The sequence below is a fragment of the Kordiimonas sp. genome (assembly GCF_048260245.1).
Taxonomy (GTDB): domain Bacteria; phylum Pseudomonadota; class Alphaproteobacteria; order Sphingomonadales; family Kordiimonadaceae; genus Kordiimonas.
This window is the reverse complement of record NZ_JBLXGZ010000036.1, coordinates 1-14,137: the sequence shown is the minus strand read 5'-3', so window position 1 is coordinate 14,137 and position 14,137 is coordinate 1. Positions and strand designations below refer to the sequence as shown.

Annotated in this window: 16 protein-coding genes; 9 read left to right on the top strand and 7 right to left on the bottom strand. The window is 53.2% G+C overall.

Translation table 11 applies throughout. The features are described 5' to 3' along the window. The 4 genes from ACN0VM_RS15110 to ACN0VM_RS15095 all read right to left on the bottom strand — a co-directional run bounded on the left by ACN0VM_RS15110 (position 1) and on the right by ACN0VM_RS15095 (position 4,668). Positions 1–348 (bottom strand): hypothetical protein, encoded by a 348-nt coding sequence (locus ACN0VM_RS15110; RefSeq protein WP_417451731.1) that lies wholly within the window; start codon positions 346–348, stop codon positions 1–3. Between the two features lie 69 nt (positions 349–417). Continuing rightward, positions 418–891 carry a DUF6702 family protein gene (locus ACN0VM_RS15105; RefSeq protein ID WP_417451730.1) on the bottom strand — a complete coding sequence of 158 codons (474 nt, stop codon included), beginning with the start codon at positions 889–891 and terminating at the stop codon, positions 418–420. A 100-nt stretch (positions 892–991) separates the two neighbouring features. Continuing rightward, on the bottom strand, positions 992–2,161 hold the full coding sequence (locus tag ACN0VM_RS15100; RefSeq protein ID WP_417451729.1) for a diguanylate cyclase: 1,170 nt from the start codon (positions 2,159–2,161) through the stop codon (positions 992–994). Positions 2,162–2,307: 146 nt separating this feature from the next. Further along, positions 2,308–4,668 (bottom strand): M1 family metallopeptidase, encoded by a 2,361-nt coding sequence (locus tag ACN0VM_RS15095; protein WP_417451728.1) that lies wholly within the window; start codon positions 4,666–4,668, stop codon positions 2,308–2,310. Positions 4,669–4,900: 232 nt separating this feature from the next. Between ACN0VM_RS15095 and ACN0VM_RS15090 the strand changes: the two genes are divergently transcribed. The 3 genes from ACN0VM_RS15090 to smpB all read left to right on the top strand — a co-directional run bounded on the left by ACN0VM_RS15090 (position 4,901) and on the right by smpB (position 7,037). Continuing rightward, entirely contained in the window at positions 4,901–5,455 is a 555-nt protein-coding gene (locus ACN0VM_RS15090) for an EF-hand domain-containing protein (RefSeq protein ID WP_417451727.1), read from the top strand. 194 nt (positions 5,456–5,649) lie between these two features. Continuing rightward, positions 5,650–6,540: a 4-hydroxy-tetrahydrodipicolinate synthase gene (dapA, locus tag ACN0VM_RS15085; RefSeq protein WP_417451726.1), complete on the top strand. Its 891-nt coding sequence runs from the start codon at positions 5,650–5,652 to the stop codon at positions 6,538–6,540. Positions 6,541–6,542: 2 nt separating this feature from the next. Continuing rightward, a complete protein-coding gene (smpB, locus tag ACN0VM_RS15080; RefSeq protein WP_417451725.1) occupies positions 6,543–7,037 on the top strand; it encodes an SsrA-binding protein SmpB in 495 nt (164 codons plus the stop codon). A gap of 5 nt (positions 7,038–7,042) precedes the next feature. Here smpB and ACN0VM_RS15075 read toward each other — a convergent pair whose 3' ends face one another. The 3 genes from ACN0VM_RS15075 to ACN0VM_RS15065 form a co-directional block, all read right to left on the bottom strand. Beyond that, positions 7,043–7,825, bottom strand: a complete 783-nt coding sequence (locus tag ACN0VM_RS15075) for a cyclic nucleotide-binding domain-containing protein (protein WP_417451724.1) — start codon at positions 7,823–7,825, stop codon at positions 7,043–7,045. Positions 7,826–7,944: 119 nt separating this feature from the next. Beyond that, positions 7,945–8,610, bottom strand: coding sequence for a uracil-DNA glycosylase (locus ACN0VM_RS15070; RefSeq protein ID WP_417451723.1), 666 nt, complete (start codon positions 8,608–8,610; stop codon positions 7,945–7,947). 63 nt (positions 8,611–8,673) lie between these two features. Beyond that, entirely contained in the window at positions 8,674–9,279 is a 606-nt protein-coding gene (locus tag ACN0VM_RS15065; RefSeq protein WP_417451722.1) for an NYN domain-containing protein, read from the bottom strand. Between the two features lie 149 nt (positions 9,280–9,428). On the opposite strand from ACN0VM_RS15065, the gene folK reads away from it, so the two are divergent. The 6 genes from folK to ACN0VM_RS15035 form a co-directional block, all read left to right on the top strand. Next, entirely contained in the window at positions 9,429–10,034 is a 606-nt protein-coding gene (folK, locus tag ACN0VM_RS15060; RefSeq protein WP_417451721.1) for a 2-amino-4-hydroxy-6-hydroxymethyldihydropteridine diphosphokinase, read from the top strand. Between the two features lie 109 nt (positions 10,035–10,143). Continuing rightward, on the top strand, positions 10,144–10,449 hold the full coding sequence (rpoZ, locus tag ACN0VM_RS15055; protein ID WP_417451720.1) for a DNA-directed RNA polymerase subunit omega: 306 nt from the start codon (positions 10,144–10,146) through the stop codon (positions 10,447–10,449). A gap of 175 nt (positions 10,450–10,624) precedes the next feature. Next, positions 10,625–12,766 carry a RelA/SpoT family protein gene (locus ACN0VM_RS15050; protein ID WP_417451719.1) on the top strand — a complete coding sequence of 714 codons (2,142 nt, stop codon included), beginning with the start codon at positions 10,625–10,627 and terminating at the stop codon, positions 12,764–12,766. Between the two features lie 100 nt (positions 12,767–12,866). Further along, complete coding sequence (gene pyrE, locus ACN0VM_RS15045) at positions 12,867–13,451, top strand: orotate phosphoribosyltransferase (protein ID WP_417451718.1); 585 nt, start codon at positions 12,867–12,869, stop codon at positions 13,449–13,451. Positions 13,452–13,468: 17 nt separating this feature from the next. Next, entirely contained in the window at positions 13,469–14,035 is a 567-nt protein-coding gene (locus ACN0VM_RS15040) for a DUF2062 domain-containing protein (RefSeq protein ID WP_417451717.1), read from the top strand. 19 nt (positions 14,036–14,054) lie between these two features. After that, positions 14,055–14,137: pyridoxine 5'-phosphate synthase (locus ACN0VM_RS15035; protein WP_417451756.1), on the top strand; the 83-nt coding region annotated here is incomplete at its 3' end.

Below are 14,137 nucleotides of genomic sequence, written 5' to 3'. Positions count from 1 at the left end.
CTAGCGTTCGTCTTTAACGATTTTATCGAACGAAGGCAGGAAGGCACGGCACCCTCCTTCAGGCTCTTTTGCGCTCATGGCGGTGAGGATGTTCTTGAACTCCAGAGAAGCGACGACTTTTTCGTACTCGTCTTTCGCCAATGCCGCAATTTTCCCTTCGCTTTTGCCGATATACTCGTCAATCAGTTCTTCATCGGCTTTGCAATAGCGTGCACCGCCTGCGATGCGGGCACTGTCATGAGCGACCTGCATAATGTCCTCAGCCGCTGATGCCGGGGAGGCAACGTACGCTAGAACAAGGACAATGGCGCTACAGGCCGTGGCGGATATTTTTATATTCTTCAGCATGGGATATCTCTTGTTGATCTTGGCTGATATTAACGGCCATGAATGTGGCAAGCAAGTGGTGAAAACAGGCTAAAACTCCATTGTGACTGGACCTGAGTCTGCCACAATTTCACCGGCGCGGCGGATACCGCCCACCGTGGCCATGACCGAATTGTTTTGACCCGGCAATTCGTCAAGGAACATGGCGTTCATAAAGGTGATTTTTTTTGGGGCGGTCACCCATTTGGTCTCCATATAGAGGAATACAGTCTGGCCTTGCAGTTCCATGCCCAGATAGGTGATGTCGACAAGCTGACCATCCACCTCCAGCGCCACCATTTTGTCAACGGCCGGTTTCACAGCCTCTTCCAGCCGGGCATAGTCTCCATCATCAAGGAATGTCAGCCGTTTTCCTATATTGAGCGACAGAAGGGCTTCAAGTTCGTGCGCATGCGTCTGCATTACCATTTCGATTGATTTATCGCCAGAATTCCATTCAATCGTCGTAAATGTTGTAAAAACATTGTGGGCAACAGCCGCGCTGCTGAAGGTCAGCCACAACATTATGATTTTAAAAGGGAAATATCTCCGCAGGGGCATAGAACCCGCTTTGCCCCATCTTATATAATGAAACGTTGGTGCGCGTTTGTTCATCGGCGTTTTCCTAAGCGGCTTCATACGTAAACCCGAGCACCTGATTTCGCCCGGCTTTCTTGGCGCGGTAGAGCGCCTGGTCCGCACGGTCAAGCGCGGGCTCAATGGTTGTCTCGCCGCGTTGCCAGCGGCCCAGGCCGACGCTTGTGGTGAAATGGATGGTTTCCTCGCCACATACCGTTTGGTGTGCCTCGGTGGCACTACGAATAGTTTCCGCCAAGGCCAAGGCTTCAGGCCCTGTCACGCTGGGCAGGGTGGCGGCAAATTCTTCACCCCCCATGCGGCCGATAAAACTGTCCTTGCCAACAGTGGCGTTGACGGTAGACCCTATGATTTCAGCAAAATCCCGGATGACGGCATCGCCCGCAGCATGGCCGTAGGTGTCATTAATGCGTTTGAAATGGTCGATATCCAACATCAGAACCCATACCTCGGTATCTGGTTGGATGTTTGTAACGGTTGTTTCGCCGAGCGCGTTGAAACGGCGCCGGTTCAGCAGTCCGGTAAGGGAATCTGTGTTCGCGAGCCGCGTTAATTCCGCCTGTTTCGCCTCGAGCTCAGATTTAGCGAGATATAGCTGTTCGGCAAGCTCCACAGTTCTTGCTGCATCGGCCTCCACCATGGTGCGGTGCATCTCACCGTCGCTATCGGCGGCCTGCATATGACTGATGTCTCGTAGTACCCAGAGCCGTTCACCGTGCCGGACCATTGGCCGGGTGACACGTTCGAATACCCGCCCATCAGAGAGAGTGAGTAATTCAGAGAACTGGATATCCGGTGAGGACAGTACAGCGTCGACTACTTGCTCGGCCTGTGCACTCTCTCCAAGCTGTGAGTGCCACTCGCTAAACAGCGCTTTGATGTGATCCGCTCGACCCTGCGGGCACAAGAGGCGATCGGCTGCCTGATTGATCACTTTGATATGGCCATTTAAATCCGAAATAAGAACGGCTTCTGGCAAATTGTCAGGGTCGATCATGGGCTTGGTCAGGGCGCGCGCATGTTCAGGGTATGTGAATAGGTCGCGGACTAGCATGACTGCCACAGCGAACGACAATATGATACCAATGACAAAGAGGTACGATAATCCGTCGAGGCCTTTCTCAAGCCCATAGTATAGTGTCAGGAGCAAGACTGCCCCAACCCCCATGCTTGCTTTCAAAGTCGTCTGAATATTCATCGACTGTGTGCTTTTGCTTTCGTTTCCAGCGCGGAGAGGAGCCTAACGCGCTGGTCTTGTCAAGGGACTGTCTGGCGACGGTTTTTGTATATTATGCAAAAAAAGGGGGCATGCCCCCTTTAATCCTTGGAAAGGATGGTGAATGGCTATTGCTCCTTCGAAGCTGCAGCCTTTTCAGCTTCCTCTGTCTCCAAATGTTCTTTCATCAGGTTTCGCTGTTGTGACCGGTATTTATAGAGTTCGACACGTGTCATGTGAGGCTTGGGCGGCCAAACGTTGTTGGCTTTGTCTGCGTCTGCAATCTCGTTATACGGATCAAGGGTTACAGTTTTTATTTTCTTGTCACGGACAAGCAGTTTTGTCGCTTGTTTGGCATTTTCACGCCAGATCTCGGCGGCGACACGTACTTCTTCATGGCTTCCGTCCTCGTATTCAACGTCCAGCACCAGTGGCATGACAAGCCCGCCGATGTTCTCGAAATCCAGGAGGTAAAGTTCATGGCCGTACTCGAGTAGCTCTTTCTGCCAGTCTTCCAGATCTTTGAGTTTACCCTCATAGGCGTCCATCTGCGCTTTGGTCACGATGAAATCATCATTTTCGTTATAGAAGTCCAGAAGCTCGGGGAAGCGGTCCACCCGGCGGGGCATGCTGTCCGCCTTGTTGCGCATGTCGGCGATATAGCGCTGCGCGTCGCGGTCTTCCTTGCGGTCATACTCGTTCTCAACTTCGGGGTCCTGCGTGTTGATGCGCGCGTGGCTGATGCCGGTGAGCGCGATATCCACATGATCCGTGGTGTAGAACCAGCCGCGGAAGAACCAATCCAGATCCTTACCGGATGCGTCTTCCATGGTGCGGAAGAAGTCGGCGGGGTAGGGGCGTTTGAACTTCCAGCGCCGTGCATATTCCTTGAATGCAAAGTCAAACAACTCACGCCCCATGACTGTTTCGCGCAGGATGTTCAGCGCTACAGCCGGTTTGGTATAGGCATTGGGGCCATAGCCGATGATACTGTCGGACTGTGTCATGATCGGGGTCTGGTTCGGGCTAACCATATACGGAATGGCTTCTTTGGCCCGGCCATAGCGTGACGGGTAGTCTTCCTGCCATTCACGTTCTGACTGGCTTTGGAGGAAGCTGTTTAGGCCTTCGTCCATCCAGGCCCAGTTTCGTTCATCCGAGTTCACTACCATGGGGAAATAAATATGGCCGATCTCGTGAATAATCACCGATATCAGGCCGTATTTCGCGCGCTTCGTATAGGTGCGGACTTCTGTGCCGTCGTCCTTTTTTTCGATCACTGGCTTCGGGCCATTTGATGTGATCATCGGATATTCCATGCCGCCACCAATAGGACCATTGACAGACCAGGCCACGGGGTAAGGATATTCGAACGAATACTTGCTGTAGGTGTCGAGTGTGTGTGCAATGGAATGTGTAGAATATTTGTCCCACAGCGGAACCGCTTCATCAGGGTATAGCGACATTGCCATCACCGTCCGGCCGCTTTCCGGCAGCTTTACGCCCAGCGCATCCCAGATGAATTTACGCGACGACGCGAAGGCAAAATCACGTACATTGTCTGCTTTGAAATGCCAGGTTTTAGTTTTGTCGGTACCCTCTTTCTCATTTTCGAGCGCCTCATCCTGATTGACAATAAACACAGGCCGCTCTGCGGTTTTGGCCTCGTTGAGGCGCTTGCGCTGTTCGCTCGTTAGCACGTCTTTCGGGTTTTGCAGCACTCCGGTGGAGCCGACGATGTGGTCAGCAGGCACGGTGATCTCGACATCATAATCACCGAACTCAAGCGTGAATTCGCCAGTGCCGAGGAACTGCTTGTGCTCCCAGCCCTGCAAGTCGGTGTAAGCCGCGAGACGCGGGAACCACTGTGCAATAAAGAAGATGTCGTTGCCATCGCGGCTGTAGGGCTCATAGCCCCCGCGCGCGCCCATAGCTTTGCCTTCAGGAATATTGAACCACCAGTCGATATCGAAGCTGAAGCTGTCACCGGGCTTGAGCGGCTTATCAAGGTCGATGCGCATCATCGTATCGTTGATGGTATAGCGAATATCCTTGCCGCCCGATTGTACCTTGGTCAGCATGAAGCCCCAGTCGTCGCCCTCGGTGCGGGCCAGAAAGCGCAGAGTGGAGAAAGACATCTTCTTTGATGCTTTACGGCCCATCTCCATTGTCACATAGGCATCGGAATGCTTTGAGAACCGGTTCTGGTCAAGCTGCAGCCAGAGGTAATTCAAGGTGTCCGGAGAATTGTTTTTGTAAACAACACTTTCGCGGCCGGTGATGGTGCGGTTCTTCTCATCCAGCTTGACCTCAATGTCATAGTCAACCTGCTGCTGCCAGTAGGCATGACCGGGCGCGCCTGAGCCTGTACGGTAAACATTTGGCGTTGGCAGATGTTCTTCAAGCTGCCGGAATTTATCTTCAAAATCGCCCTTGGTTTGCTTGATGGCCTCAGCGTGAGCCGCCTGCATTCCCAGACAAAGTGACATTACGATCCCTATGAGCCGCATGTAACAGTCCCTTATGTTGTTGTTAGCCCCAATTTGAGCGGAAGTTAGGACACATTTGAGGGCAGGGCAAGTCACCGGCAAAATTGAAAGTAACAAAACGGTGATCAAAAACAGGCGAAGGGCAAACAAAGCGATGCTCGTATTAAGTTCAGATGCGGCGGCGAGGCGCATTAAAAACACTTGAAAGAAATAGAAACAAGGAAACTAAGTGATGAAAATGTCTGGAAAAATTCTGAGCGCAACTATTGCAACCACTTTGCTTGCCGGGGCGGCTTTCGCCGCAGGCGAACGCGGTGAGCGTTTCAAGGAAGCCGATACCAACAATAATGGTGTTATCACACATGATGAGATGATGGCTGCTGTTAAAGTAAAGTTCGACCAGTTCGATAAAGATGGTGACGGTTACTTGGCTCTGGCTGAATTGCCGAAAGAAATGCCGCTCCCCGAAGGGATGGAAAAGCGGATGCAAAAGCACAAGGACCGTATGACTGAACGGGCCGAAAAGTCCGGGCGCAAGTTTGACGATGACCGCTTTGAAGAGCGTTTCAAGCCAACGCGCATGGCATTTATTGTCAAGCATGACCGCGATAATGACGAACGGGTATCGCTTGAAGAGTTCGCGTCGCGCGCTGTGCATATGTTCAAACGCGCAGACGGTAATGGTGATGGCGAAGTGAGCAAAGCCGAAATGGAAAACGCGGCCAAGCAACACAAACGCTATGGCAAAAAAGGTGGCGGCCATGACCGTGGCGATAAACGCCGCTAAATCATAGCATCTCCTTATCAACGCTGCGCTGGTTCAACCGACCATCTGGATGGTTAGGCCAGCGCATTGTTTTTTTGGCCTTATTTCGGTCCATAAGCCTTTATATGGTTTCTGCCAGGTCGCGCAGCCTCTTGCCCTTTTCAAAGGTGGGCGTTAGGGTGCGCGATATTTTTGTATCGAGAGAGGCTACCGCCATGCTTAAAGGCTCTATTCCCGCGCTGATCACGCCGTTCACCGATGAAGGCGAGGTCGATTACGACGGCTTCCAGAAATTCGTCGACTGGCAGGTCAAACAAGGTTCGCATGGCCTTGTACCAGTCGGTACAACAGGGGAAAGTCCGACGCTGAGCCATGAAGAGCACCGCAAGGTTGTCGAACTGTGTGTTGATACGGCTGCAGGTCGTGTGCCGGTGGTGGCAGGAACAGGCTCTAATAATACCCGCGAAGCTATTAGCCTTATACAACACGCGGAAAGTGTTGGAGCAGATGCTGCACTTGTCGTCACACCGTATTATAACAAGCCCAGCCAGGCGGGGCTTTACGCGCACTTCAAAGCAGTACACGACGCCAGTAACCTGCCGATTGTGATTTACAATATCCCAGGCAGATCAGTGGTCGATATGGAAACTGCGACAATGGCGGAGCTGTTCGAGTTGCCGCGTATCATTGGCGTGAAAGATGCGACGGGCGATCTTGACCGGGTTGCCAGTCAACGGGGAGCCATGGGGCCAGACTTTCTGCAGCTTTCTGGTGAGGACGCGACAGCTCTCGGCTTTACGGCAATGGGCGGTCACGGCTGTATTTCCGTCAGCGCGAATGTGGCACCCAAACTGTGTAGCGAGTTTCAGGAAGCCTGCATGGCGGGTGACTTCAAGAGAGCACTGGACCTCCAGGACCGGTTACTTGCGCTTCACCGCTGTATGTTCATGGAACCAAGTCCTGCACCCGCCAAGTTTGCCGGGTCGCTTATCGGTATTTGCAGCGATCATGTTCGCTTACCACTTCTTTCGGCTAGCAATCCTTTACGCTCTATCATTGCGTCGACCATCAATGACCTCGGTCTCGATCCTGTTGATCTGGGATAATTATGGCAGGAAAAAATAAAAATAGAGATAAAAACAAGAAGTTACCCAATCGTGTTGTGGCCGATAACCGCAAGGCGCGGCATCTCTTTCATATTGAAGACGAATATGAAGCTGGCATCTCGCTTCAGGGTACTGAGGTCAAATCCTTGCGCTCGGGCGAAGCCAATATCCGTGATAGTTATGCCGAAGAGAAAGACGGTGAGCTTTGGCTCGTGAATGCTTATATTCCTGAATTCAGCCACGGTAACAGATTCAATCACGAGCCACGTCGACCACGCAAGCTGTTGATGCATAAGCGGGAGATATCCAAGTTGGGCGGCCTTGTTCAGCGGCAAGGTTACACACTTGTGCCGCTTCGTATGTATTTTAGCGAGCAGGGTAGAGCCAAGGTTTTGATTGGTCTAGGCAAGGGTAAAAACGTTCGTGATAAACGTGAGGACGTCAAGCAACGCGACTGGGCAAGGCAGAAGTCACGACTGATGAAAGAGCTGGCCTGACGCGGTTAATTCTCTCGCTTCTGCGGGATGCATACAAGAAATCGGACAGGACTGTCCGGCCCGCCAGCGATCACCTCGTTACGGCCTGCCTTTAGCTTTCCTGTCGCATTCATCGTATATTTGCTAAGTTTGGTCCCGTTAAGCAGAGTGCCTTGCGGCGCTCCGAGGTCTCGCACCCATATGCCGCCGTCCCGGCGCAGGATTTCAAAATGTGTATCCGCAAGTTCCGGTACAGTCTTGAGCGGCAATTTCAGGCTGGCGGGACTTATAAGACACTGGCCATCCATGGAGGCGAGGTTGCCTACGGTGAAGGGATAATCAAGAATTTCTACAAAGGTCAGCAGCTTGTCTGCAACGACACGAGAGAGACCTTCAATCGTCGCCTTGGTGCTTTTACAGGGTACCGCACTACCGCTTGTATCCGGTTCTGCTGCTGCCTTGCTGGCGTACGAACTTCTGAGCCGCTGGGCGAGGGTATGCACGACATGGCGGACGAGTGGATCTGCAAAGCTCTTGCGAAAGGCTTCCGCTCCGATGAAAAGGGCCGACGTTTCCTTTGATACAAGTGCCGTGACAGAATGCGTCTTACGCTGGATTACGCTTACTTCGCCAAGGAGTTCACCAGCACCAATTGCTGCAATATGGTGCCTTGCTTCCCCTTCGGAACGCCATATATCCACCTGACCATCGAGAAGCATATAGACACCGCTTGAGACACTGCCCTGCTGGTAAATGGTCTCGCCAACCTGAAAATGGACCTGCTCTCCTGCCGGTGTGTCTTTGTCCATCGAAGCGCTCCTCTCTCGAACGTGTGGGAATGCTACCCTCTTTTAAGCACGTCTGCAATTAGAGGTATTTACAGCCCATGCTTCAGGCCGCTTTGGCTCCAGGATCGCGCAGCTTCTGGCTATCGGTCTTCGATATTTGCCTGTTGTGCGCCTCTCATCGCGTCCAGAAGCATGTTTTCGGTCAGCCGACCCGTATTCACGTTATACCGGGAGCAATGGTAGCTATCGACAAGGGTAAGCCCATTGGGCAAGGAATGTCTGGCGTTATGGGCAAATTTGTACTCGGCGAGCTTTAGGAAGAAAGCTCGAATGGTGGCGTCATGCGCGACCTTTCCAAGCGCGAAGATCACGCGCAGGCGGGGCAGGGCATCGATCCGTGCCATCAGATAAGGGCGGCACTTCAGCACCTCCTCCGTGGTAGGCTTGTTTTCCGGGGGGACGCAGCGGACGGCGTTAGTAAGCATAACATTTCTTAAAACAAATGAATCGTCGGGTCTGTTTTCATTGGTGCCGCCGGTCCAGCCCATTGTTTCCAGACATTTAAACAGCAGCTCGCCGGAAAGATCCCCGGTAAATGGCCGTCCGGTTTTGTTGGCGCCTTGAAGGCCGGGCGCGAGACCCAAAATCAGAATGCCGGCGCCATCATCACCAAAACTCGTAACGGCACCGTTATAATAATCCGGGTGTCGCTTGATATTGGCCTGACGGAATGCCACCAGACGCGGGCATTGGTTACAGCCAGGGTCTGGTTCCGCAGGATGTTTCTTGTTCGCAGGTGAGGGCATGGTATTTCAGGCTAGGAAGCAAAAGGCGGCATTGGCCGCCTCTTTTGTTTGGGTGGTGTGCACTTAGGCTTGTTCGCTCCCGAGTTGCTCTTCAAAACCGGCGTCAAACGGTGCGGCGGCCCCGGCACGTCGCGGCCCTCCACCCTTGCGACCGATAATACTACGCATATCTTCAAGATCGACAAACTGGTCCGCCTGGCGCCTGAGTTCATCGGCGATCATAGACGGCTGGGTTGAGTTTGAACTAATTACAGTTGCACGAAGACCTTTCCGTTGTACGGCCTCAAGCAGGCGGCGGAAGTCACCGTCTCCGGAAAACAGAACAACATGGTCAAGCGCCTCGGAGATGTTAAGCATATCGACCGCGATCTCGATATCCATATTACCCTTTATCTTGCGGCGACCGTGTTCGTCAGTGAATTCTTTTACCGGTTTGGTGACCAGAGTGAACCCGTTATAGTCCAGCCAGTCAATCAATGGACGCAGCGGAGAATACTCCTGATCCTCAAGGATCGCCGTATAATAAAAGGCCCGGATCAAGCGTGTCTGCTTGGTGAAATGTGAGCGCAGGCTCTTATAGTCTATTTCCATGTCGAGTGCGCGAGCGGTGGCATAAAGGTTGGCGCCGTCAATGAAGAGCGCGGTGCGTTCTTCTGGATAGAAAATCATCTCTTGGTCCAATCGCAAAAATAAAGAATATAATACTTCTAACTTTAAAAGATTCAGGAGTGTACGCAGCATCCCGTTGTTCTATTAATTAATGGTAAATATTGGGTGCTCTGTCCAGTCGATCAAGGGGGTGATCAAGTAATTGTTATATGCCTGAGATAGCCAAAAAAATAGAGGTTTTCCTTGCGTTTGGGGGCAATCTGCCCTCCAGGGCAGGAACGCCGAAAGAGACTATACAAGCAGCTGTTGCTCGTCTTGAGACCCGAGGTTTCGATCTTGTGAAACTGTCGCATTTTTACCGGTCACCCGCCGTAACGCTTGATGTCCGCACATGTGCGCCTGCGTACACCAATGCCGCGGCATGGATGCAATGTACGCTTGTGCCTGAGCAGATTTTGGCGATTACCCAATCCGTGGAACGGGAATTTGGTCGCAAGCCGGGGGCACGTTGGACGGCGCGGCCCCTCGATATCGATTTGTTGGCGGCGGGGCAGGTAGTTTTACCGTCGAGAGAGATATGGCAACGCTTAGCCTCCAGTGAGGATATTGCTGCGATCCTTCCTGAGCCAGTGGTACCGCACCCCCGACTGCATCTGCGCGGGTTTGTCTTGGCGCCACTTCTGGACCTGATACCCGGGTGGATACATCCTGTGTTAGGGGAAAACATCGCTCAGCTTGCTGCGCGAGCGCAGGAAAACGGGGAATTTGAAGGTATGAAAAAACTGGGGCCGGTGGGGGGCTCGGGCGTAAAATAAGCCGAATCCCTGCTTTACACTTGCTGCCATGGCCTGTATAAGCTGGCGCTCGTATCAAGGGTATGGCCTCAAAGGCCTCCTTTTTGACCAGAAATTTGGAGATTAAAGCATGGCTCGCGTTACCGTTGAGGATTGTGTAGATAAAGTCACTAACCGGTTTGATCTGGTTTTGTCGGCTGCTCAGCGTTCTCGCCAGATTTCAAGTGGTGCGCCGCTTGAGGTGGAGCGGGACAACGACAAAAACGCTGTTGTTGCGTTGCGTGAAATTGCTGAAGAGAAAGTGAACCCCGACAACCTTATCGAGGCGGTGATCCACGGTATGCGTACGGTGGTGGAATCGGATGAGCCGGAAGAAGTTGATCTGTCAATCCTGATGGCGGGTATGGACGAGACTACGAAGAAAGACGGCGAATAACCCTTTCCTATCTGATCTGTTTCGAAAAGCCCGGCATGTTTGCCGGGCTTTTTATCTTTAAGCAGCCCGCTAGTGCTAATTCAGCATAATCAGCATAAGAAGCTGGATAAATTTTACAGAACCATTATTTCTGAGAAGCAAGCAGAGTTGGTTTGTGTAAGATAGGGATGTGCCGGTGATCCGCCAGTTTGAGTTAGTCGAAACAGTCAGGGCCTACGACAAGAATGTGGACGAGGCGCTGCTCAACCGGGCCTACGTATTTGCTATGAAGGCCCACGGCACGCAGACGCGCGCGTCCGGGGACCCGTATTTTTCCCACCCGCTTGAGGTCGCGGGTATCCTTACCGATATGAAGCTGGACTGCAATACCATCGCCACCGCGCTATTGCATGACGTTGTTGAGGACACAGTGGCGACGATCCCCGAAATTGAGGAGCTGTTCGGCCCCAAAGTTGCGGAACTGGTTGACGGTGTCACCAAGTTGTCCAAGATCGAGATGCAGACGGAAAGCCTGAGGCAGGCTGAGAATTTCCGTAAATTCCTGTTGGCGATGTCTAACGACATCCGGGTGCTTCTGGTAAAGCTGGCTGACCGGCTGCACAATATGCGCACACTTTTTTACATTAAAAAGCCCGAAAAGCGCCGCCGCATCGCCCTTGAGACAATCGAAATATACTCGCCGCTGGCCGAACGCATCGGCATGCATGCGATGAAGGATGAGCTGGAACACCTTGCTTTCCAGCACCTTGATGCAGAGGCAATGGAATCGATCAACGCCCGGCTGCATTACCTGATTGAGGAAAGCCCCGACCTTGAAAAGGATATGGTCGGCGCCCTTACCAAGCTGATGGCTGAACACGGTATCACGGCGACGATCAGCGGGCGTATCAAACGGCCATATTCCATCTGGCGCAAGATGGAACGCCAGAACATATCGTTTGAGCAGCTTTCGGACGTGATGGCTTTCCGTGTGCAGGTTGAAGATGTTGAAACCTGTTACCGCGCGCTTGGGGTGGTGCATCAGCGCTACCCGATGGTGCCGGGCCGGTTTAAGGATTATATCTCGACACCCAAGCGTAACTTTTATCGCTCGATCCACACGACAGTAATGGGGCCGCATAACCACCGGCTCGAAGTGCAAATTCGTACTCGCAAAATGCATGAGCAGGCTGAGTATGGTGTCGCTGCGCACTGGCAATACAAGCAACAGAATGCGGATAACGTGGAAGGCTCTCAATACCGCTGGGTGCGTGAGCTATTGGAGATTCTCGAGCATACCAACGACCCGGAGGAATTTCTGGAGCATACCAAGCTTGAAATGTTCCAGGACAAGGTGTTCTGCTTTACGCCGAAGGGTGAACTTATTTCATTGCCGCGTGGTTCCTCGACCGTTGATTTTGCTTATGCTGTGCATACCGAAGTGGGCGACCACTGTGTTGGCGCCAAGGTGAACGGGCGTATGGTGCCGCTGAGGCATCAGATCGAAAATGGCGATCAGGTGCAGATTTTGACCAGCAAGGGCCAGTCCCCCTCACCGCGCTGGGAGAGCTTTGTGTCTACCGGAAAGGCGCGGGCTGCGATCCGCCGACATGTCAAGGCAAAGGAACGCTCTGAATATGGGCATCTCGGTAAGACATTGGTCGAAAAAGCCTGCCGTCGCAACGGGCTGGATTTTTCAAGTCAGGTGATAGTGCAGGCCGCCAAAGTGCTAAACCTTGATGACGCGGATATGCTCTATGCACTGGTTGGGCAGGGCACCTTGCAGGAAGAGGAAATCCTTCGCGCCGCCTTCCCCGGCTTCAAGGAAGATGCCCGAGCTGAAGGGTTGCCGACGGTACACCACGACTGGGAGACGGTGGACGACGGTGCTATCCCCATCTCTGGCATGGCGAACGAAAGCGCGGTGCATTTTGCCGATTGCTGCCACCCGGTGCGCGGAGACCGTATTGTAGGAATCCGTGTGCTAAACAAGGGTGCCGAGATCCACACCATCGATTGCGGTGTACTCAAGGATTACGACAACCGTCCCGAATTATGGCTTGACCTTCGGTGGCAAGGTGACGACGCCGACAACGCCTTTTATGCGGGCAGGCTGAGGCTTGAGGTGATTAATGAACGAGGCGCTTTGGCGGCCATTGCCGCAACTGTGTCAAAAAGTGGCGGTAATATCTCTAACCTCGTCATCCCGGAGCGCGATCCGGAGTTTTATGTGATGGTCGTGGATGTCGAGGTGCGTGATGTGAAACATCTGAACGATATTAGCCGTGCACTCAGGGTCAGTCGGGTCATCAGCCGCGTTGATCGTGTCTCCGGTTAAATGGCTGGATTGCGTTGATTTTTCTTGACGGAAAGAGGCCTGCGCTCTATCCGCGCGGTAGGTATTTTGACCACCTTTCCCAGCCACAGGAGTGATACCCATGGATCAGGATATGGTTCTGAACGAATTCCGCGCCGCAGGTGCGTTGCTTGAGGGGCATTTCAAGCTGTCCTCTGGCCTGCACAGCACTATTTATTTGCAGTGTGCACGGGTGTTGATGGACCCGCAGCGGGCGGACCGACTGTGCAGCGCCTTTGCTGAAAAATTACGCGCGACAGGTGTTGAGGTGGATCTTGTTGTTAGCCCGGCCATGGGTGGCGTGATTGTCGGCTATGAAGTAGCCCGCCAGCTGGGCGTGAACGGAATCTTTACCGAAAGGGTAGAAGGTGAGTTCGCCTTGCGCCGCGGTTTCGAGATACCAAAAGGTGTGCGCATCCTGATGATGGAAGACGTGATTACCACAGGCCTCTCCTCGCGGGAATGTATTAAAACCATCACGGAATGGGGCGGGAATGTTGTGGCAGCGGGCTGCCTGATCAACCGCTCGGGCGGGAAGGTGGATGTCGGTGCCCCCATTACTGCGCTGGTGACCATCGATGCTCCGACTTATGCGCCGGACGCGCTGCCGGACGCCCTCAAGGATGTGCCGGCGGTCAAACCGGGCAGTCGGGGCCTGAAATCCTAACGATAGGACACTAGGAAATGCTGTTCAGGCGGCGTGACGCAGTTTCGGTCTGGAAGACGGTAAGCGGCTGGTTATGGCCGCGTACCGGCTGGCGCCGTGCCGGCCAGTATCTGTGGCACCGGATCGCGCGTCTGCCCGGTACCACTCACAGCATTGCAGCGGGCGTGGCGGCTGGTGCAGCGGTTTCGTTTACGCCCTTTATCGGGCTGCATTTTCTTATGGGGTTTGGCCTTGCGTGGCTGACGCGTGGCAATCTGATTGCGTCTGCCATTGGTACCGCGCTCGGAAATCCTTGGACATTTCCGTTTATCTTTGCACTCACCGGGCAGGTGGGTGCCTTGATTTTGGGGCATGATTTTATCGCAGATCTTCCCCCGTGGAGCTGGACAGCGCTTTTTGATTCCCCCTTCGCGTATGTATCCTCTTTCCTGCCGGTTGTTTTTCCGCTTATTGTAGGCGGCGTGCCGGTCGCGATTGTGGTATGGCTCTTGTTCTATTTTTCGTTCAAGGCCCTTCTCAGCGGATATCGCGCTGCCCGGCAACTAAGGTTACAAAAAAAATCACGGCTGGTGTCCAAACAATAGGCGTGAAAAAAGGCAGGTTATGAGAAGGAAAAAATTACGCCTTGGCGTAAACATTGACCATGTGGCGACCATCAGGAACGCCCGTGGCATCAGGCACCCTGA

Excerpts from the sequence above, each read along its gene's own strand:
- ACN0VM_RS15090 (WP_417451727.1), top strand. The coding sequence starts at position 4,901 with ATGAAAATGTCTGGAAAAATTCTGAGCGCAACTATTGCAACCACTTTG.
- dapA (WP_417451726.1), top strand. The coding sequence starts at position 5,650 with ATGCTTAAAGGCTCTATTCCCGCGCTGATCACGCCGTTCACCGATGAA.
- ACN0VM_RS15075 (WP_417451724.1), bottom strand. The coding sequence starts at position 7,825 with ATGGACAAAGACACACCGGCAGGAGAGCAGGTCCATTTTCAGGTTGGC.
- ACN0VM_RS15065 (WP_417451722.1), bottom strand. The coding sequence starts at position 9,279 with ATGATTTTCTATCCAGAAGAACGCACCGCGCTCTTCATTGACGGCGCC.
- folK (WP_417451721.1), top strand. The coding sequence starts at position 9,429 with ATGCCTGAGATAGCCAAAAAAATAGAGGTTTTCCTTGCGTTTGGGGGC.
- rpoZ (WP_417451720.1), top strand. The coding sequence starts at position 10,144 with ATGGCTCGCGTTACCGTTGAGGATTGTGTAGATAAAGTCACTAACCGG.
- ACN0VM_RS15100 (WP_417451729.1), bottom strand. The coding sequence starts at position 2,161 with ATGAATATTCAGACGACTTTGAAAGCAAGCATGGGGGTTGGGGCAGTC.
- ACN0VM_RS15070 (WP_417451723.1), bottom strand. The coding sequence starts at position 8,610 with ATGCCCTCACCTGCGAACAAGAAACATCCTGCGGAACCAGACCCTGGC.
- ACN0VM_RS15110 (WP_417451731.1), bottom strand. The coding sequence starts at position 348 with ATGCTGAAGAATATAAAAATATCCGCCACGGCCTGTAGCGCCATTGTC.
- pyrE (WP_417451718.1), top strand. The coding sequence starts at position 12,867 with ATGGATCAGGATATGGTTCTGAACGAATTCCGCGCCGCAGGTGCGTTG.
- ACN0VM_RS15105 (WP_417451730.1), bottom strand. The coding sequence starts at position 891 with ATGTTGTGGCTGACCTTCAGCAGCGCGGCTGTTGCCCACAATGTTTTT.
- ACN0VM_RS15040 (WP_417451717.1), top strand. The coding sequence starts at position 13,469 with ATGCTGTTCAGGCGGCGTGACGCAGTTTCGGTCTGGAAGACGGTAAGC.
- ACN0VM_RS15095 (WP_417451728.1), bottom strand. The coding sequence starts at position 4,668 with ATGTCACTTTGTCTGGGAATGCAGGCGGCTCACGCTGAGGCCATCAAG.
- smpB (WP_417451725.1), top strand. The coding sequence starts at position 6,543 with ATGGCAGGAAAAAATAAAAATAGAGATAAAAACAAGAAGTTACCCAAT.